This is a genomic window from Polaribacter sp. AHE13PA (assembly GCF_019278505.1).
Taxonomy (GTDB): Bacteria; Bacteroidota; Bacteroidia; order Flavobacteriales; family Flavobacteriaceae; genus Polaribacter.
This window is the reverse complement of record NZ_CP058985.1, coordinates 3,303,828-3,323,547: the sequence shown is the minus strand read 5'-3', so window position 1 is coordinate 3,323,547 and position 19,720 is coordinate 3,303,828. Positions and strand designations below refer to the sequence as shown.

12 protein-coding genes and 1 pseudogene are annotated in these 19,720 nt (G+C 31.1%); 4 read left to right on the top strand and 9 right to left on the bottom strand.

Annotated elements, in window-relative coordinates; translation table 11 throughout:
* The first annotated feature begins 6 nt into the window (after positions 1–6).
* The 4 genes and pseudogenes from H0I28_RS14375 to H0I28_RS14360 all read left to right on the top strand — a co-directional run bounded on the left by H0I28_RS14375 (position 7) and on the right by H0I28_RS14360 (position 6,886).
* Positions 7–4,170 (top strand): hybrid sensor histidine kinase/response regulator transcription factor, encoded by a 4,164-nt coding sequence (locus tag H0I28_RS14375; RefSeq protein WP_218759516.1) that lies wholly within the window; start codon positions 7–9, stop codon positions 4,168–4,170.
* An 85-nt stretch (positions 4,171–4,255) separates the two neighbouring features.
* Positions 4,256–4,405, top strand: coding sequence for a hypothetical protein (locus H0I28_RS14370; RefSeq protein WP_218732128.1), 150 nt, complete (start codon positions 4,256–4,258; stop codon positions 4,403–4,405).
* A gap of 252 nt (positions 4,406–4,657) precedes the next feature.
* Positions 4,658–4,846, top strand: a pseudogene (locus tag H0I28_RS14365) (T9SS type A sorting domain-containing protein); the annotation flags it as partial.
* A 411-nt stretch (positions 4,847–5,257) separates the two neighbouring features.
* The gene (locus tag H0I28_RS14360; RefSeq protein WP_218732127.1) at positions 5,258–6,886 is read left to right on the top strand and encodes a sodium/sugar symporter; all 1,629 of its coding nucleotides are present in this window, start codon (positions 5,258–5,260) and stop codon (positions 6,884–6,886) included.
* A gap of 66 nt (positions 6,887–6,952) precedes the next feature.
* Here the strand turns inward: H0I28_RS14360 and H0I28_RS14355 are convergent, their stop codons facing one another.
* From H0I28_RS14355 to H0I28_RS14315, 9 genes are all read right to left on the bottom strand, one after another.
* Positions 6,953–7,609 carry an HAD family hydrolase gene (locus tag H0I28_RS14355; RefSeq protein WP_218754903.1) on the bottom strand — a complete coding sequence of 219 codons (657 nt, stop codon included), beginning with the start codon at positions 7,607–7,609 and terminating at the stop codon, positions 6,953–6,955.
* Between the two features lie 183 nt (positions 7,610–7,792).
* Positions 7,793–9,070 carry an alginate export family protein gene (locus H0I28_RS14350; protein WP_218759515.1) on the bottom strand — a complete coding sequence of 426 codons (1,278 nt, stop codon included), beginning with the start codon at positions 9,068–9,070 and terminating at the stop codon, positions 7,793–7,795.
* Between the two features lie 129 nt (positions 9,071–9,199).
* Complete coding sequence (locus tag H0I28_RS14345; RefSeq protein WP_158839621.1) at positions 9,200–10,030, bottom strand: ABC transporter ATP-binding protein; 831 nt, start codon at positions 10,028–10,030, stop codon at positions 9,200–9,202.
* Positions 10,030–10,887 carry an ABC transporter ATP-binding protein gene (locus tag H0I28_RS14340; RefSeq protein WP_218759514.1) on the bottom strand — a complete coding sequence of 286 codons (858 nt, stop codon included), beginning with the start codon at positions 10,885–10,887 and terminating at the stop codon, positions 10,030–10,032. The genes H0I28_RS14345 and H0I28_RS14340 overlap by 1 nt, the downstream gene beginning before the upstream one ends.
* Before the next feature lie 104 nt (positions 10,888–10,991).
* The gene (locus H0I28_RS14335; protein ID WP_218732122.1) at positions 10,992–12,098 is read right to left on the bottom strand and encodes an ABC transporter permease; all 1,107 of its coding nucleotides are present in this window, start codon (positions 12,096–12,098) and stop codon (positions 10,992–10,994) included.
* A gap of 111 nt (positions 12,099–12,209) precedes the next feature.
* On the bottom strand, positions 12,210–13,595 hold the full coding sequence (locus H0I28_RS14330; protein ID WP_218759513.1) for a CmpA/NrtA family ABC transporter substrate-binding protein: 1,386 nt from the start codon (positions 13,593–13,595) through the stop codon (positions 12,210–12,212).
* A gap of 330 nt (positions 13,596–13,925) precedes the next feature.
* Complete coding sequence (locus tag H0I28_RS14325) at positions 13,926–14,606, bottom strand: Crp/Fnr family transcriptional regulator (protein ID WP_218733730.1); 681 nt, start codon at positions 14,604–14,606, stop codon at positions 13,926–13,928.
* Positions 14,607–14,699: 93 nt separating this feature from the next.
* Entirely contained in the window at positions 14,700–16,133 is a 1,434-nt protein-coding gene (locus H0I28_RS14320) for a rubredoxin (RefSeq protein WP_218759512.1), read from the bottom strand.
* Positions 16,130–19,651, bottom strand: coding sequence for a nitrate reductase (locus H0I28_RS14315; protein ID WP_218759511.1), 3,522 nt, complete (start codon positions 19,649–19,651; stop codon positions 16,130–16,132). The genes H0I28_RS14320 and H0I28_RS14315 overlap by 4 nt, the downstream gene beginning before the upstream one ends.
* Positions 19,652–19,720 lie beyond the last annotated feature (69 nt).

The following is a 19,720-nucleotide window of genomic DNA, read 5'->3' as shown; positions in this document are numbered from 1 at the left end:
AACTTTATGATTATAAAACTACCAAAGATTATAACCTGTAAACCACTATTAAAAAAAATATACCTGTTTATATGTCTAACTTTTGTTACAATAAGTTTCTCACAAAAAAATGAACCTTATTTTAATGACTTAATAATACAAGGTTCTGCATTTAATAAAAAGATAAATGTACTATTTGAAGACAGTATAGGCTATTTATGGATTGGTAGTAATAACGGATTATTTAGGTATGATGGTTACAGTTTAGTTTCTTATCAACAAGATGCTTTTAACCCATTTTCAATTCCAAACAACAGTATTAACTCTATAGTAGAAGATGAACATAAAAATTTATGGATAGGAAGTGAGAGTTATTTAATACATTTTAATAGAAAAGAAAATAAGTTTAAAGGGTTCAATAAAAACATTACAACAGAAATTCTATATAAAAGTAAAAGTGGAAAAGTTTTTGCTCATTTAAAAGGAATAGGACTACTTAAAATAGATAGCAATAAAGACTTTCAAAAAATAAACAGTACTAAAAACTATACAAACAGTATTGCAGCCTCAAAACTAAATGCACAGATAAACTCTTTGATAGAAGATGATTTTGGGAGATACTGGGTAGCTACAAATAAAGGTTTTTTTATCTTAAATGAAGACAACACGTACACAGAAACAACTTTTAAAGAAGAAATTGTAAGCGTAAAGAATCTTGGAAACAATAGGTTTGCTGCAATTACTCCTCACGGTTTTTTAATTTTAAAGTACAATAAAGCAGATTTATCTTTAGAAACACTAGAAAACTACCCAGACTTTACGAACTCTATAGAAGAACAAACTAGACTTACATCTCTAGCAATAAACCCTAGTAATGAAGATTTATGGATAGGAACTAGAAGTGGTTTATTTAAAGCAACTAGAAACAACAACAGTTACACTTTTGTTAGATATTCTAAAGAATCTGAGAGCGGAAATTTAAAAAACAACTTTATTACCTCTATTGTTTTTGACACCTATAGCAACCTTTGGATTGGATCTTTAAAAGGTATCAATAAATACAGAATAAGAACTTCTATTTTTGAGTACAATGAAATTAAAGCACCTAACAAAAAAGCTAACGATTTAACAAATTGCCTACTTTTTTACTCCCCTAATACTATTTTACTAGGAATGAACAGTGGACTTTATAAATACAATTCCAAAGAGAATACTTCAACTAAAATAGAAACCGGAATAAACAATATTAAACATATCTCGTTTAATAATGAGAAAGACAAACTATACATAACATCCAGTAACAAACTGTTCCAATCTGAACTTTACAATAACAACACAGATAATTTAAAACTAACAACATTAAAAACATATAAGAATGAAATTACAGATATTCAAGTAATAAATAAGAATGAAATTTGGGTAGCTCTTTGGAATGGTGGTGTAGACATTATAAATAACAATAATCAAATATCTCAATTTAAAAAAGACATTATAACAAGACTCTCTAAGAACCATACATCTGTCTTTCTTTTAACTGAAGATCAAAATTTATGGATAGGAACAAGAGGAGAAGGCCTCTATAAAGTAGATTTAAACAATGAAACAATCGAAGAATATACACCAACTATAGAAAATAAATTAACATCTAATGCAATCTTAAGCTTGTATGAAGATAAAAACAAAAATATTTGGGTTGGAACAAGAAGTGGGGGATTAAACAAATACGTTAAAGAAACAAATAGCTTTAAAAGTTTTAGAAAGTTAAATGGTGTTTTATCCAATACAATCTCGTCTATAGAAGAAGACCACGATGGTAATATTTGGTTAAGCACACAAGATGGTTTGGTTCGGTTTGATTTAACAACAGAAAAATTTATTCCTTTTAAAATTGAAGACGGAATTAAAGAAAGTCAGTTTAGTTTTAACTCTAGCGCTTCAAACAATAGTAAAAACACCATTTATTTTGGATGTGCAGAAGGTTTCTATACAGTACATAGCAATTATTTCTTTCAAAAAAGTGTATTACCAACCACAGTAATCACAAGTTTTGCAACGCTTGGAGCAACAAAAAGTAATGAGATAAATTCAAAATTACACATTTCCAATCACTTAAATGTAGATGCACAAAAACCAATTACACTACCTTATAACCAAAATAATATTGTAGTAAACTTTTCTTCATTAGACTTAACAACTCCATATAAAAATGAGTATGCTTATATGTTAGAAGGTCTAAATAATTATTGGATCTACACAAGTGCTTCTAATAGAAATGCAAATTATAATGACCTTTCTTCTGGTACGTATAAATTTAAAGTAAAAAGTTCTAATAGCGATGGTGTTTGGAACGAAACACCAACAGAACTAACTTTTAAAATAATGCCTTCTATTTGGAGGTCTAATTGGGCTTATTTAACCTACTTTCTAATTAGCGTAATACTTATTTTTATCAGTATTAAATTAATTAGAAGATGGTACCGATTAAAACAAAATCTTGTAAAAGAAACAGTGAGTAGAGAAAAGGATAATGAGCTTAATAAAATGAAAATGATCTTTTTTACAGACATTTCTCACGAATTAAGAACACCATTGTCACTGATTCTTGGTACCATAGAAAAAGTAGTAAAAGAAAAAAAGTTTACTTTAAGTCCGCTTACCTCTCAACGTATTTATAATAATACATTAAGAATGCACAGGCTTATAAATCAAATAATGGATATTCGAAAATTTGACCAAGGAAAGTTCAAATTAAACATCTCTAAAAATGATATTATAAAAGATGTAAGCATTATAAAAAATGCCTTTAATGATTTTGCAAAAATCTATGATATTACATACAACTTTACTTCAGACGAACCCGCTAAAAAAGCATGGTATGATGTAGATATTTTAGAAAAGATACTTTTTAATTTATTATCAAATGCTTTTAAATACACGCAAGAAGGAGGAGAAATAAGTGTTGAAACAAAAGTAGTTTCTACAGAAGACCAAGAACTTACTAGTTTAAATTTACCTAAAAGCGAATATATTAAATGTATTGTAAAAGATAACGGAGTGGGTATTCCAGAAAAAGATTTAGTACATATTTTTGACAGATACTACCAAGCAACAAAACCCTATAGTAATCAAATTCCGGGTACAGGAATTGGCATGGAGTTGGTTCAAAAACTAATAGAAAGACATCATGGACTTATTCTTGCAGAAAGTGAAGAAAACAAGTTTACCGAATTTACTTTTTACCTACCAATTAGTAAAAAAAGGTTTCATAAAAATGAAATTTTAAAAACAAGTACACCGTTATTAAAAAACTTTATTAAAAATTCAGAATTCCAAGTTATAGAAGAAATTTCTTCCGAATATGATCAAAAAACAACTTCAAAAGACAGTACCAAACCTACTATTTTAATTGTTGATGATAATTCTGAATTAAGAACAATGCTTAAAGAAGAATTAGTAAGTCAATATAATATATTAGAAGCATCAGACGGAAAAGAAGGCTATGATATTGTCTTAAAAGAACAACCAAAATTGGTTATTAGTGATATTATGATGCCCGTAGAAGATGGTATTTCTATGTTAAAAAGAATAAAACAAAATCCAAAAATTAAAAGCATTCCAATTTTTATGCTAACTGCTAAAAATTCTCCAGACACAAAAATAGAGTGCTTATCTATGGGGGCCGATGATTATATAGAAAAACCTTTTAGTATGGAGTTTGTTAAATGGAAAGTTAACAACACATTGGTATCTAGAAAACAACTTAAAAACGAATATAGTAAGGTAATTACAGCAGCTCCTTCTGAAATTGAAGTAGAATCTAATGATGAGAAATTTATAAAAAAACTAGTTGGTATAGTAGAAACATCCATGGGAGACCATCTATTTAGTGTAGAATACCTTGCTTCTGAAGTTGGTATGAGTAGAGCTAATCTATACAGAAAACTAAAAGTAATTTTAAATGAAACACCTGTTAATTTTATAAAAAAAATACGTCTAAAACGTGCCGAACAACTACTAAAGAAAAATAGTATGTACATCTCTGAAGTTGCATACTTAACTGGTTTTAACAATCAAAAATACTTTAGTAAATGTTTTAATAAAGAATACGGCATTAGTCCTTCAGAATACATAAAACAACACAAAGAACCTATAGAAAATAGTGACACCACTTTTATGGATAACGATTCTTAAAAAAATATACTTTTACAGCTCAAACATACATAAACTCAGATAACAACTCCTACACGCATCTTGTTACAACCTAATTTACAACAAGATGCAATATTTTATAACGTATTGTGAAACAATAGATGATATTATAGAACGTACTCAATTTGCAAACACTGTTGTTACTGATACAGATACTTCTAGTAAAACCTTTCAAAGAGATTATACAGGTCATATTATAATTAACGAAAATACTTAGGGTGAAGATCACTTTACGATTAGATTAGATTTCAAACAATTTGGTCACAAAATGGGAAGTACTAGTTATGGTTTTATTATGATAGTAGGTGAAGAATCTACTGGAGTATAGAAATCTGATAGAATAACTTCTAAAAATGGTGGATATACGAGTGGTATGAGATTAGCTTTTCATGGACCTGCTTACAGTAACACTATGTAAATCAATCAACTACATAAATAAAAATTTAAAACATCCCTTAACCCGGTAAAAGATGTTTTATACTTTTCTGCAAATACTGTTTCTTCTGTAGAAGTCTATAATATATTAGGTGCAAAAGTACTTTCTCAAAAAGTAACAAATAGTTTAGATATGAGTGATTTAAAAGCTGGCATCTATTTATTAAAAGCTAGTGATACGAACAATTTAGAGATAAAAACTTTAAAAGTGGTTAAAGAGTAACATAATTATTATTTGAATTTGGTAAGAGTGGTAATAGAAAGTTACAACTTAATTAAAATATAATGAATCTTAAAATTGATTAAAAAATCTTGTAAAAACCAATCAATTAAGGGGTGAAATAATTTATTATGTAACATAATTACTCCCATTTAGATACAAATCACCACCCTCTTAACAAGTAATTAACAATACGTTTGTAAAGCATAGAAAACTACATTAAGAAGGTAGTTTTAAGTGTAAAATTTAAAACTCCAAGAAAAGAGTTAGACAAAATAGGAATCCCCCAATAGCAGTATGCCTCTTAATTTATTTTTGAGGCATATTTATAATTTAATAACAATAATTAGTAACAGTGCACGGCTAAACAATACTTGTAATAGCCATTAAGTAATAAACAAATTATAATAAATAATGAAAGCAGGTTTTGAAATGTGGGACTATGTAGTTTTTATTGCATATGCCATTTTAATTTTAGGTGTAGGATTATGGGTGTCTCGAGATAAAAAAGGACACCAAAAAAATGCAGAAGATTACTTCTTGGCAAGTAAATCTTTACCTTGGTGGGCAATTGGTACTTCTTTAATTGCTGCAAACATTTCTGCAGAACAATTTATAGGGATGTCTGGTTCTGGTTTTGCACTAGGTATTGCAATTGCTTCTTATGAATGGATGGCAGCCTTAACCTTAATAATTGTTGGTAAATATTTTCTACCTATTTTTATTGAAAAAGGATTATATACAATTCCTGAATTTGTTGAAAAGCGTTTTTCTACCAACCTTAAAACCATTTTAGCTGTTTTTTGGTTAGCCTTATACATTTTTGTAAATCTTGCCTCTGTATTGTATTTAGGAGGATTGGCTATTGAAACCATTATGGGTGTAGATATGATGTACGCTATTATTGGACTAGCACTTTTTGCAGCTGCGTATTCTTTATATGGAGGTTTGTCTGCAGTAGCTTGGACGGACGTAATACAAGTAGTATTTTTAGTTTTTGGAGGATTAATTACCACTTACTTAGCATTAAATACCGTTTCTGGAGGAGAAGGAATGATTGCAGGTTTCTCTAAAGTTTGGGAAGCAGCACCAGAAAAATTCCACATGATTTTAGAAGAATCTAATGACAACTATGTAAACTTACCTGGTATTTGGGTATTAGTTGGTGGTTTATGGGTTGCCAATTTATATTACTGGGGATTCAACCAATATATCATACAAAGAACTTTAGCTGCTAAATCTTTAAAAGAGTCTCAAAAAGGGATCTTATTAGCAGCATTTTTAAAATTAGTAATTCCATTAATCGTCGTAATTCCTGGTATTGCAGCGTATGTAATGGTAAATGACCCAGCTATTATGGCTAATTTAGGAGAAGCGGGCATGTTAAATGTACCTTCTGTAGAGCAAGCAGATAAAGCGTATCCTTGGTTGTTACAATTTTTACCAACAGGATTAAAAGGTGTTGCTTTTGCAGCTTTAGCAGCGGCAATTGTTTCTTCTTTAGCTTCGATGTTAAATTCTACCTCTACCATTTTTACAATGGATATTTACAAGCAATACATTAACAAAAATGCAGATGATAAAACAACAGTAAATGTGGGAAGAATTTCTGCTGCAGTTGCTTTATTAATCGCTGTTATTGTTGCGCCACTTTTAGGAGGTATTGATCAAGCATTTCAATTTATACAAGAATATACAGGTGTTGTAAGTCCTGGTATTTTAGCAGTATTTATGTTAGGTTTATTCTGGAAAAAGACAACCAACAATGCGGCTATTTGGGGAGCGGTTTTATCAATTCCAATTGCATTGGTATTAAAGTTTATTCCTATTCCTGTATTCGAGCCTTGGATGCATCAAATGGGAATTACAACGCTGCTAACTCTTGTTATTATCATGGTAATGAGTAATATTCAAAATAAAGGAGCAGATGATCCTAAAGGAATTGAAATCACTAAAGATTTATTTAAAACATCACCATTATTTAATATGGGATCTATAACAGTATGTATTTTATTAACCGTATTGTACTGTTTATTCTGGTAAGAGATTGCCAAACATAATTTTAATAAAAAAATCGTCTAAAGAAATTTAGACGATTTTTTTTATTTTCTAAACAAGCTCTAAAATTTTCATCAAATCTAAAGGATGTTCTAAAATATGCGCTGCTCCAGCTTCTATCAGTCCTTTTTTATCTCTAAAACCCCAAGACACACCAACAGGAAGCATTTTTGCTTTTTTAGCGACTAAAATATCTACATCTGTGTCACCAACAAAAATAGTTTCTTCTGGTTTTATCTGTATCTCCTCACAAATTTCCAAAGCTACTTTCGGATTTGGTTTTTTATCAACCTCAACTTTCAATCCTAAAACCGGACTCAAAAATTCTGGTAACAAAAAGGCAGTTATTTTTTTAGTTAAAGTATCTTCTTTGTTAGAAAGCACACTTACTTTAATGTTCTTAGCTTTCAATTGATGTAATAAATCTAAGATCCCTTCGTAAGGTTCCGTTTTATCAGTACAAATTTTGCTATACACCTGCATCATATCTTTCAAACATGCTGCTACTTCTTCATCTTTAGGGTTTTCATCTGGAAGTGCCTTTACCACTAAACTTCTTACTCCACTTCCTACAAAAGTTTTATATGTTTCATAATCATAAGTAGGATACTTGCGTTTATCCAATACAATATTCATTGCATCAGCAATATCTTTTATAGAATTTACGAGCGTACCATCTAAATCGAAAACAACAGCTTTATACTTCATTTTTTTGATAAAATTACTAATAATATCATGATTAGAATATAAAAAACAACAAGACTTATATTATAATTTGACAAAACTTATATCAAAGAAAAATCCCTCTAAAAGAGGGATCCAAAATAGTAGTAGCTATAATTCTTAACACTAAAAAGGAATTATAATACTAGTAATTTACTTTACTATTTTCTATTTTCCGGTTAAAAACTTAGGCTTAATTACTAACATTGCCCACGCCCAGTTTTGATTATTTGCCGCTGCTGCTTCAGTTACACCTTTTAATTCATACATACCATCGCTTGCAAACATTTGAGAATACCCAAGTACTAAAGAATATCCTTTAAATTTCTTTTTGTATACTAAATCTATCTCTGTTCCTAAAGAACTTTCTCCACTTGCTAAATCTTGTTCTCCACTAAAATTAAGGGCTTTTACCATTAAACTAGAAGAATCGTTTAAAGTAAAGTTTGCACTTAAATGTAAGTCTACTAAACCAACAGAATTTGCGTGGTTCCCCACATAAAAATAATCCATAAAACCATTAAATTTATGGTTTGTTCCATATAAAGGGAAAAATGCTCCCGTTTCTCCTGCATCACCATCGTTACCACTAATAGCTTCTATACCTAATCCTAAACTTACTTTTGGTGCTACTTTATACGTTGCATCTAAACCAACTAAATACGCTCCTTTTACATCTACATCTCCCTGACGTTTTCCTGTCTGTAAAAAAGCATTTGCAGACAAACCAAAACTACCCGATTTATAATCTAAATGGGTTCCCAATGTTTGTAAGTTACTTACGCCATCTGCTTCTCCTGACACAGCATCAAATTCTTGAAATCCATTATTCAACAATAATAAACTACCTGTTAATTTCTCCCATTTTTGTTTCATATATAACATTTGCATCGTTTTATATGAGAAATAACCTGTTGTATTGTATGCAGTACCTGCAGATTGAAAACCTGTTGGATTCGAATAATCTTGGTTAAATGCCAATGCAAAATCTAACATAAAATTATCTTTTTTATATTTAATTAAAGCTGCATCGTGGTTTCTACCTTGTTGTGCCCAATCTAAACCTCCTAAAATTCTTTGATCATCATAAGATAAAACTTGACGACCAATTTTTGTTGAAGTATTTTCTCCTAACTTAATTTCTGCCCAAGCCTGAAAAACTGCAAATGAGTCGTTTTGATCATAAGGTAAAATTTGTCTATTTTCTCCCCACACCATTACATCTTGTAAACTCACATAAAACCAGTAATTATCGGTCATATAACTGGTATTTAAACGTACTCTTGTAGAAATTCCAAAACCAGCATCTGCTGCATCCGGAATTAAACTTCCAAATCCGTTTCTATATTCTGTACGTGGTCTAAATTCTCCATCTAATGTAAATTGTGCATTTACAAACTGAAAGCATACTAACATTAGCCCTAAAATTACGTATTGTTTTTTCATTTTTTTATTAATTTAATTGTTGTGATTGCGTTTTTATTTAAGTTTCGAAATATAAAAAGACTAAAATATCTTTATTATGACATTTCTCATGTTTTTAATTCTCTAAAATATAATTACTTCTACTCTCTTTTAATGTTCTAAAAAATCTATTAAATGCTTTCTGTATGTATAATAATCGTCATGCTCTAAAACAGATTTTCTAGTTCTTGGTCTTTCAAAATTGATATCTAAAATATCTCCAATTTTGGCTTTCGGTCCGCTAGTCATCATTACCACTCTGTCTGCTAAAAAAATAGCTTCATCTACATCGTGGGTAATCATTACTGCTGTTATTTTTTCTTTGTTCCAGATTTCTATTAAAATGTCTTGCAATTCTCCTCTTGTTAAAGAATCTAACATTCCAAAAGGTTCATCTAACAACAATACTTTTGGTTTAATTGCAAATGCTCTTGCAATACCTACTCTTTGCTGCATACCTTGCGATAATTCACTTGCTTTTTTATGAAAAGCATCTTCTAAACCTACCTTTTGTAAATAATATTTTGCCACATCATTTCTTTGTGCTTTTGTAGCTTTAGGAAAAACCTGATTTACGCCCAACAAAACATTTTGTAAAGAAGTCATCCAAGGCATTAAACTAGGCGATTGAAAAATAACACCTCTATCTGGTCCAGGACCTTGTATATGTTTTCCTAACACAGAAATATTACCTCCAGAAATTGGGTTTAAACCAGCAATCATAGAAAGCATTGTTGTTTTACCACAACCAGAATGCCCAATAATAGTCACAAATTCTTCTTTTTTTATCTGCAGATTTAAGTCTTCTAAAACTACATAATCTCCTTTCGGAGTAGGATACACTTTTTTAAGATTTTTTAAATCTAACATTACATCATTCGAAGGAAAACGTGTGTTATTCGTAATAATTTTAGGTGTTTCTTGTTTTATTATAGTGCTCATTACATTCCAAATTTAAACTCATTTACAAAATCTTTAGGCGTTAAATCTGGAAGTATATATTCCTTTTTAGCTTCAGATTTACGTTCATTTCCAATATCCATTAAATACTCAATAATAGCATTTCTTGTTTTCTTAAAACTCTCATTGTCATTCATGGCTGTTTTATCTCTCGGACGCTCTAAATCAATTTTAAATTCTGGACCCAATGTTGCATTAGGCCCAGGCCTTAAAGGAATAATTCTATCTGCCATATAAATACCTTCATCCACATCATTTGTAATTAACAAAGCTGTTCTCTTATCTTTCCCCCAAATATTTAAGATTTCGTCTTGTAAATTACCACGTGTTAAAGCATCTAAAGCACCTAGAGGTTCGTCCATAATTATCATTTCTGGTTTCATTGCCAATGCTCTTGCAACCGCAACTCTTTGACGCATTCCTCCAGATAATTCGTTTGGTCTTTTATTTATTGCTGGTGTTAAACTTACCATTTCTACATAATTGGCAACAATTTCATTTAGTTCCTTTTTATTTTTCTTCGGAAAAGCTTCTTTTACTGCCATAAAAACATTCTGACCAACCGTTAACCAAGGCAATAACGAATAATTTTGAAAAATCACTCCACGTTCATGACTTGTACCAACTACAGGTTCTCCTTTAAACAACACTTCTCCACTTGTTGGTTTTATCAATCCATTAATTAAATTAACTAATGTTGTTTTTCCACTTCCTGTAAAACCTACAATTGCAACAAATTCGCCTTCTTCTATTTTCAAGTTAATATTAGACAACACTTCTGTCTCTCCATCTGCTTGATGATAACTTTTGTAAATATTATTTAGTTCTAAATATGCCATTGTAATATTGTTTAATCGTGTAACTGTTTATTTGTGTAACTGTTGTAGGTTGTTAAATACTGCATTTTCGTTTACACGATTAAACAGTTAACCAATTACACATCTTAAATTGCATCTGTTTTATCAAAAGACACCCAATTCTGAATTGTTAACATCAATCTGTCTAATAAAAAACCGATAATACCAATTACAAACATGGCTACGATAATTTTTGCATTAGAATCGTTTGCTCCATTTTGGAATTCCTCCCACACAAACAACCCTAAACCAGGACTCTGTGCCAAAAGTTCAATTGCAATTAAAACCATCCAAGCAACTGATAATGTTATCTTTAATCCTGTAAAAATTAAAGGCAAAGAAGAAGGTAAGATTACTTTAAAAATCTTCTGAAAAGTTCCTAATTTTAAAACTTTTGCAACATTTATATAATCTTTATCTACAGAAGAAACTCCCATAGCAGTATTTACTAATGTTGCCCACATAGAACAGAAACCCACACTAATAAATGAAATGGTAAACGAACTATCTTCGTTAGAATCTATCAACAATGTTTTTACAATCATAAAAACTAATAAATACCAAACTACAGGTGATACTGGCTTAAAAATCTGAATAAACCAATTAAAAGCACTTTTTAAAGTTGCACTTAATCCTATAAAAATACCTAAAGGAACTGCAATTAATAAGGCTAATAAGAACCCAGCAAATACCGTTTGTAAACTTCTAAATATTTGATCTACAAATGATGGTCTTCCTGTATACGTAATTGCATCTTTTCCTTCTGCAATTCTACTAGCATTTAATGCAGCTGTTTTTTCTATAAAAGCAGCTTTATCTGCATTAATAATTCTGTGATCTCTTAATAAAGAATGGAAAGACTCCCAAACTTGAGCAGGAGATGGTAATGTATTTGGCTGACAACTAGATTCTCCAGAAGCAATACATGCTTTTAAAGCATCTGCCGCAACCTGACCCTGATCTTCTAAAGCCTTTTCTATTTTAAATTCTGCCTCTATATTGTATAAAGATTTTGCTCCTAAATGCCACAAACCAATAAATAATAAAATGGAAGCAAGTGGCACTATTGTCTTGCGTAAAAAGTTTTTAAATTCCTCTTTTTCTAGTTTTCCAGTAAACAGATCTTTTAATGTTACAAAAAAACCTAATCCTATAAAATTAGAAACCTTCTCTAGTGTTAAACTTGCTTTCATTATCTATATGTATTTATTAAGTGTCATTTCGACAGAGTGAGGTACGAACGACGAGAAACCTTATAAATAATGAGATTCCTCCTCATACTTCGTTCGGAATGACAAAATCAATTATTTTTTATCTTTATTTCCTATTTTAAAACTATTGATGTATCCTATTGGATCTTTTGCATCGTACATTGTTCCATCAATAAAATCTGCTGTTGCTGGCTTGTAACCATCTGTTGTAGGAATATCTGCTGCAGGAATGTTTCCTTCTGCAACTAAAAGAGCTGCTGCTTTTTTCCAAATATCTGGTCTGTAAATATCTTTAATTGTGCTTGCGTACCAATCTGCAGTTTTTGCATCAGGTATTTGTCCCCATCTTCTCATTTGTGTTAAAAACCAGATTCCATCAGAATAAAAAGGATAGGTTGCATTGTATTTATAGAATACATTAAAGTCTTCCATTTCTCTTTTATCTCCTTTTTCAAACTCAAAAGTACCGGTCATAGAATTTGCTAATACTTCTACAGGAGCACCTACGTATTGAGACATAGATAAAATTTGCACAGCTTCTTTTCTATTTTCTGGTTTGTCTAACCATTTACCAGCTCTAATTAATGCTTTGGTAACTGCAATGGCTGTATTTGGGTTTTCGCTTACAAATTTCTCTGTCATAACAAATACTTTCTCTGGGTTGTTTTTCCAGATATCATAATTTGTAACAACCGGAACTCCAATTCCTTTAAAAACGGCTTGCTGATTCCAAGGTTCACCTACACAATATCCATGAATAGTACCTGCTTCTAACGTTGCTGGCATTTGTGGTGGAGGCGTTACAGATAATAAAACCTCAGCATCAATCTGTCCTTGTACGTTTTCTTTGGTATACATTCCAGGGTTTATTCCTGCTGCTGCCAACCAATATCTAATTTCATAATTATGCGTTGAAACCGGAAAAACCATTCCCATTTTAAAAGGTTTACCAGAATTTCTATATTCAGTAATAACAGGCTTTAAAGCTTCTGCTTTTATAGGATGAACAGGTTTACCATCTTTATCTTTTGCTACATGTGGTTTCATTTTAGACCAAACATCATTAGAAACCGTAATGGCATTTCCGTTTAAATCCATAGAAAAAGCAGTTACTAATTTTGCTTGACGACCAAAACCTGCTCCTGCAGCAATTGGCTGACCTGCTAACATGTGCGAACCGTCTAATTGACCATCAATAACACGGTCTAAAATATTTTTCCAGTTAGATTGTGCTTCTACAGAAACAAATAATCCTTCGTCTTCAAAAAATCCTTTTTCTTTTGCAATAGCCAAAGGAGCCATATCTGTTAGCTTGATAAACCCAAACGTTAATTGAGGTTTTTCTATTGCTAATGTTTTCGTTTTTGATACTGCTGCATCAACAACTGTTGTTGCCTTTTTAGTTTCTTTACCACCACAAGCAAATAATAACATTGCTACAGGTAAAATGTAAGTTGATTTTTTAAATAGAGATTTCATTTTTAGTAAGTTTTATTAATCTACGTATTAATACTTATTTATTTGACAAATATATAAGTAGATAGGTTTCTAACTTATGGGAAACCACATATTAAAACCTCTTTTTAAAACATACTATAAACTGCGATAAAACATATTTAAAAAGTAAAACAATATTAATCAACACATTAAACCAACACAAAACATATACGTATAATTCTACGTACTTATTTTTAGAATAATTTTTATACGTAAAAAACCCTTTAGATTTTAAAACCTAAAGGGTTTGTATATTAATTTATTAAAATAGACCTGGACTGTGCTCGACCAGACATAAAATTTACGAGAGTATTAAGAATCTAAATAGTAATTATGTTCACTAATTTCATTCTTTAAATTCTGAATATTAGCAATGCCAATTTTTTTTCCTTGTGCAATGATCAACCCTTCCTTTTTAAGTGTAGAAAAAATCCTAATCACTTGCTCTTCTGTAGTTCCTGCATAATCTGCATATTCTTTTCTACTTAAAGGCAGGTTTAAAAACCCTCTTAAATCGCCAAATTTTCTATGAATATATAACAATGTATCAATAACGCGTTCACGAACGGTCATTTGAGAAATCGTTTTCACTTTAGACTCGCTTTTATTTAATTCGTTGGCGTAAAACAACATCATATCATACCCAAACTTCGGGTTTTCTAACAACGCTTCTTGTAAATCATCTTTAGAGAAATAACACAAAATAGTATCTTGCAAAGCAATAGAACCAATAGAATAATACTCTTCTGTACCAAAACCTCTGTGCCCTATAATTTCTCCTTCTTTAGCAAAACGCACAATTTGTTCACGTCCATTAATACCGGTTCTAAAAACTTTTACAGTTCCTTTTAAAATAAAAAACAAACCATTTACAGGTGCGCCTTCCATAATAAATTGTTGTCCTTTTTTGCATTTCAGCGTTTTCTTATGCTCAACAAAAACTGAATTGGATAAATTGGATAGGTTTTTTTTTATCAAACAAGCTGTATTCATACAAGAAGCACAAGAAAAATCAGTAATTACCTTTCTTGAGTTTTTTAATACTATGTTTGAATTTACAATCAAATTTTTTATGCTATAACTTACTTATTTTACTAATACTACTTTTTGAAAACTAGATTTCGGAGCTTCACATAGCGAACATTCATAGCTTTCTGGAAGTGCGTTAAAAACGGTTTCTGGAGGAATATTTTGAGTAACATCGCCAAAGGCTTCATCGTAAATTGTTAAACAATCTTTACATTGATACACTTCTAACTCTGTGATTTCTTTTTGTACCTCAGCTTCTTTTTCTGCTTCTATTTCGCTTCCTAATTGATCAAAATACAACTGACTTAATTCCATTAATAAACCTGGTAATTCTACTTTATCCACGTCTTGAACGTGCATAATATATTGCCTTGTATTCGGATCAAAATTTTTAGCGTACAATAAATTATAAGTATCTCTTGTCTGGAAATTTCCTATCATTTCTGGTTGTTTATTTTTTTCAACAACGATTGATGTAAAATAATAAGCTGCTTTACTGTAATCTGTAATTCCGAAGGTTAAACCGTAGGTACTAATATCATTTTGATCGAAATTAGAAACCAAGTATTTTTTTAAATTTAAAGCGTCTTTATTGGCTACTGGAATGTGCCAATTTAACTCTAGCATAGAATGGCGAACATTAATTCCTCTCTTACCTAAAAACTTCTCCCAAACCAGTTTAGATTCTCTCGGAATCCCTTTAACTACAAAAGATTTCCAAGGTGTAATAGAAATTTTACCAATCTTATTTTCAGAACACAATTCGCACATTTCTTTTAAGAAAGAAATATCATATTTATTGTTTCTCCAATACAAACCTAACCAGTATTTATCCATACCAATTTTGTTCATTCCCTCAAAATAAGGAAAAGGATAAAAAGGCACTTCTAAAGGGATGTCTACCGTTCTATTATTGGTATCTATTGCATCACTAACCAAATCGAAAATCATTTCGATGGTTTCTGGCTCTTCTTGAAGGATGTTTTCTATGGCTGTTTCAATCTTATCTAAATCCCAACTATAAATTAAAGCAGGATACATTTGTGTTTTTTTCCAATCTGGAAGCCTCACATACAAATACCAATAATCTTCATGTTCTGAAGCAATAAAATTTATATTCCCAGTAAACAAAGGAACTAAACGTTGTTTTGGATCTGTTAAATTGATTTTTAATTTAGATTCTGAGTTAAATTGTTCTAAAAGATATAAATATCGATCTCCGGTTAACCAAGACGTACTCGGAAAAATATCTGCACAAACATAAGACGAAACAATGTTTTCTACACCTGTTTCATTTGCTTCTACAATTTTTAATTTATCAAATTGAGCTAACTCTTCTTGATTTACTTTTTTAGGCAATAAAATATCTTGTCGAGACCCAAAAGAAATGGTTTTTAAGCCTAAACTTTCTACAGATTCGCAAATGTATTTTAGTTCTCCAGGAGATAAAACTCCACCTCTTACAATGATTCTATTTAACTGCTCGCTCATACTGTTACTTTTGCATTGTTCAAAATTTCTCTTACTTCCGTTTTACAACTTCCACACCCTAAACCTGCGCCTGTTTTGTTACATAATTCCGTAAAATTAGAACATCCTTTAGCAATGGCTTCTTCAATATTTCCTTCTCCTACTTGGCTACAAGAACAAACTAATTTTCCTAAAACAGGTGCGTCATTAGATGCGCCTCTTAACAAGGTTTCTCGTTTGTCAGACATTTCAATCTTGCTTTCAATTAAGGTTTTAAACTCTGCAAATTCATTTTTGTCACCTACTAAAACAGCACCAATTAGTAAATCATCTTTTACAATACACTTCTTATAATATCCTTTAGAAATATCTGTAAAAATAATTTCCTCGTAACTTGGATCGTTATCCGGAACAGAAATTTCTCCAATACTACACAAATTTAAATCGCTAAATTTTAGAATATTCATTAATACAGAACCATTGTAAGCCTCACTAATATCACCTGCAATAAAGTTGGCTAAAATACCTGCTTGTTCTTCTGCTGCAGAGGTAATACCAAATAACTTGTTTTTAAATTCTGCAATTTCTCCGATGGCAAAAATATCTGGATGAGAAGATTGTAAATGTTGATTCACTTTTACTCCTCTACCGCAAATAATACCATTATTTTTAGCAATTTCTATATTTGGTCTTGTACCAATTGCATAAACAATTGCATTGGCATTAATGTATTTTCCACTTTTTAGGTTGATGGTTAATTCACCAGTATCTTCATCATCAAAAACAGTACTTACTTCATTATCAAAATAAATTTGAATCCCTCTTTCTTGTACGTTTATTGATAATAATTTACTAGAAATTTTATCTAATTGACGTTCCATTAATCGAGATGCACGCTGAATAATAGTGATTTTTACATTCTTGTGCTTCATCGCTGCAGCCAACTCTAAACCTAACAAACCTCCACCAACAATTACAACATGTTGTTCTTCTGGCGGCAAACCTGTAGCATCTAAATAATTTTTAAAGCGATCTGCATCACTTTTATTACGCATGGTAAAACGACCCGGTAAATCTATTTGTACATCTTTAGGTATAAAAGGCCTACTTCCTGTTGCTAAAATTAATTTATCAAACGAATGCGTTTCTCCGTTAGAATCTGTAACAACTTTAGCATCCTTATCAATCTTTTCTATTATTGTTTCTGGGTGAATTTTAATATTCAATCCCTTTAATTCAGCATTTTTTATTTTCAATAATTGCTCCCAAGAAAGTTCTTCTGTAATATATTCTGGCAATAAAACACGGTTGTAAAACAAGTTCTTTTCCATAGAAAAAACATGAATCTCATCAACCTCATTATTATCTCTATAGTTTTGTAAAAAACGAAAAGCGGCAGCTCCTGCACCTGCAATGATAATTTTATCTTTCGGTTTTTTATATTTTGATACAGAAACCGATGTAAATTTAAAATCGGGTTCTTTAGAAACCGGATCTACATGTGTGTTGGTTAAATTATTGGCTCTATTTAAATTACTTTGCAACACTTTACCCCAGTGCATTGGCAAGAAAACAACGCCTTCTTTAATTTCGTCGGTAATTTTTGCACGTACCCTTACAACTCCGTTTCCACTTTTAATCTCTGTAATATCTCCGTCTTTTATTTTATTTAAATATGCATCAACAGGGTTTATTTCTAAAACAGGTTTCGCATAATGTGTTTTTAATCTTGCTACTTTCCCCGTTTTGGTCATGGTATGCCACTGATCTCTAACACGACCTGTGGTTAAAATTAACGGAAACTCGTCATTCGTTTTTACAGATGTATTTTCTATGGTTGATGGAACATTAAAAATTGCTTTTTGAGAAGGTGTATAAAACTTTTTATCTTCAAAAAGACGCGGTGTTCCTTTACTTCTATATTCATTTACGGGCCACTGAAAAGTACCTTCGTTTTTTAATCGATCATAATTTAAGAAAGAAACATCAATATTTGTTCCTTTGGTCATAGAAGCATATTCATCATAAATTTCTTCTGCACTGTTAAAATTAAAACCTCTAAAACCCATTCTTTGTGCAAAATCACAGAAAATTTCTACATCTGGTCTTGCTTCTCCTGGCGCTTCAATTTCTTTTGGTAAATAAGAAATTCTTCTTTCAGAATTTGTCATGGTACCTTCTTTTTCTAACCACGCTGCAGCTGGTAAAACCAAATCTGCAAACTGTAAAGTATCTGATTTATGAGAAATTTCTTGTACTACCACAAACTTAGAATTTGCCATCGCTTTTTCTATTCTGTGCGAATTTGGCATACTTACTAACGGATTTGTACAAGCAATCCAAACTGCTTTTAACTTTCCGCTCTCTAAAGCATCAAACATTTCTGTTGCTGTTAATCCTGGTTTTGGCGATATTTTATCGACTCCCCAAAATTGTGCAACTTCTCTTCTGTGTTCTTCGTTTCCTAAATCTTTATGAACCGCTAACAAGTTTGCCATTCCGCCAACTTCTCGTCCGCCCATTGCATTTGGCTGACCTGTTAATGAAAATGGACCTGAACCAGGTTTACCAACTTGACCAGTAATTAAAGATAAGTTTAAAAGTGATGTGTTTTTGTCTGTACCAATTACACTTTGGTTTAAACCCATTGCCCACATACTGATAAAGCCTTTGGCAAGACCAATCATTTCTGCAGCTTTTTGAATTTCCTTAGCAGGAACTCCACAAATTTTAGACGCTTGTTTTAAAGTGGTTCCAAAGATTATTTCTTTGTAACCATCAAAACCTTGCGTATGATTTTTAATAAAATCTTCATCAATTAAACCACTTTTGTACAAACACCTACCAATAGCATTGTATAAAACAACATCTGTACCTGGTGTTAATTGCAAATGCAAATCTGCAAATTTTGCAGAATCTGTTTTACGTGGATCAATTACAATCACTTTTACCTTCGGATTTTCTTCTTTACGTTTTTCAATTCGTCTAAACAAAATTGGATGACACCAAGCAGGGTTTGCACCTGTTATTAAAAAAGTATCTGCTAATTCAATATCATCATACGAAATTGGCACACTATCTTCTCCGAATGTTTTTTTATAACCAACCACTGCAGAACTCATGCATAAACGCGAGTTGGTATCTATATTATTAGTTCCTAAAAACCCTTTTGTAAGTTTATTAGCAATGTAATATTCTTCTGTTAAACTTTGTCCGGAAACGTAAAATGCTACAGAATCTGGACCATGTTTTTTTATGATTGATTTAAAAACGTTGGCAGCTCTATCTAAAGCCGTATCCCAAGAAACACGCTCACGCGGATGCGAACGACTCCAACGCATTTCTGGATATAAAATTCTGTCTGAAGTATCATTAGCAACATAATGCAAATTCATCCCTTTAGAACATAACATTCCTTTATTAACAGGGTGGTCTTTATCTCCTTCAACAAAAACCTTGTTGTTAATGTCTTTTTTTACGATAATTCCACAACCTACTCCACAATAAGAACACGTTGTTTTAATTTCATTTTTAATCATTTAGACCAAGATTTTATACAAAATACGATATTAATTATTTACTAACCAAAGTTAGATTTTATTATTCTT

What these genes read in the sequence shown, in the direction of transcription:
- H0I28_RS14320 (WP_218759512.1), bottom strand. Translation starts at nt 16,133, where the DNA reads ATGAGCGAGCAGTTAAATAGAATCATTGTAAGAGGTGGAGTTTTATCT.
- H0I28_RS14350 (WP_218759515.1), bottom strand. Translation starts at nt 9,070, where the DNA reads ATGAAAAAACAATACGTAATTTTAGGGCTAATGTTAGTATGCTTTCAG.
- H0I28_RS14375 (WP_218759516.1), top strand. Translation starts at nt 7, where the DNA reads ATGATTATAAAACTACCAAAGATTATAACCTGTAAACCACTATTAAAA.
- H0I28_RS14355 (WP_218754903.1), bottom strand. Translation starts at nt 7,609, where the DNA reads ATGAAGTATAAAGCTGTTGTTTTCGATTTAGATGGTACGCTCGTAAAT.
- H0I28_RS14345 (WP_158839621.1), bottom strand. Translation starts at nt 10,030, where the DNA reads ATGAGCACTATAATAAAACAAGAAACACCTAAAATTATTACGAATAAC.
- H0I28_RS14330 (WP_218759513.1), bottom strand. Translation starts at nt 13,595, where the DNA reads ATGAAATCTCTATTTAAAAAATCAACTTACATTTTACCTGTAGCAATG.
- H0I28_RS14360 (WP_218732127.1), top strand. Translation starts at nt 5,258, where the DNA reads ATGAAAGCAGGTTTTGAAATGTGGGACTATGTAGTTTTTATTGCATAT.
- H0I28_RS14340 (WP_218759514.1), bottom strand. Translation starts at nt 10,887, where the DNA reads ATGGCATATTTAGAACTAAATAATATTTACAAAAGTTATCATCAAGCA.
- H0I28_RS14315 (WP_218759511.1), bottom strand. Translation starts at nt 19,651, where the DNA reads ATGATTAAAAATGAAATTAAAACAACGTGTTCTTATTGTGGAGTAGGT.
- H0I28_RS14335 (WP_218732122.1), bottom strand. Translation starts at nt 12,098, where the DNA reads ATGAAAGCAAGTTTAACACTAGAGAAGGTTTCTAATTTTATAGGATTA.
- H0I28_RS14370 (WP_218732128.1), top strand. Translation starts at nt 4,256, where the DNA reads ATGCAATATTTTATAACGTATTGTGAAACAATAGATGATATTATAGAA.
- H0I28_RS14325 (WP_218733730.1), bottom strand. Translation starts at nt 14,606, where the DNA reads ATGAATACAGCTTGTTTGATAAAAAAAAACCTATCCAATTTATCCAAT.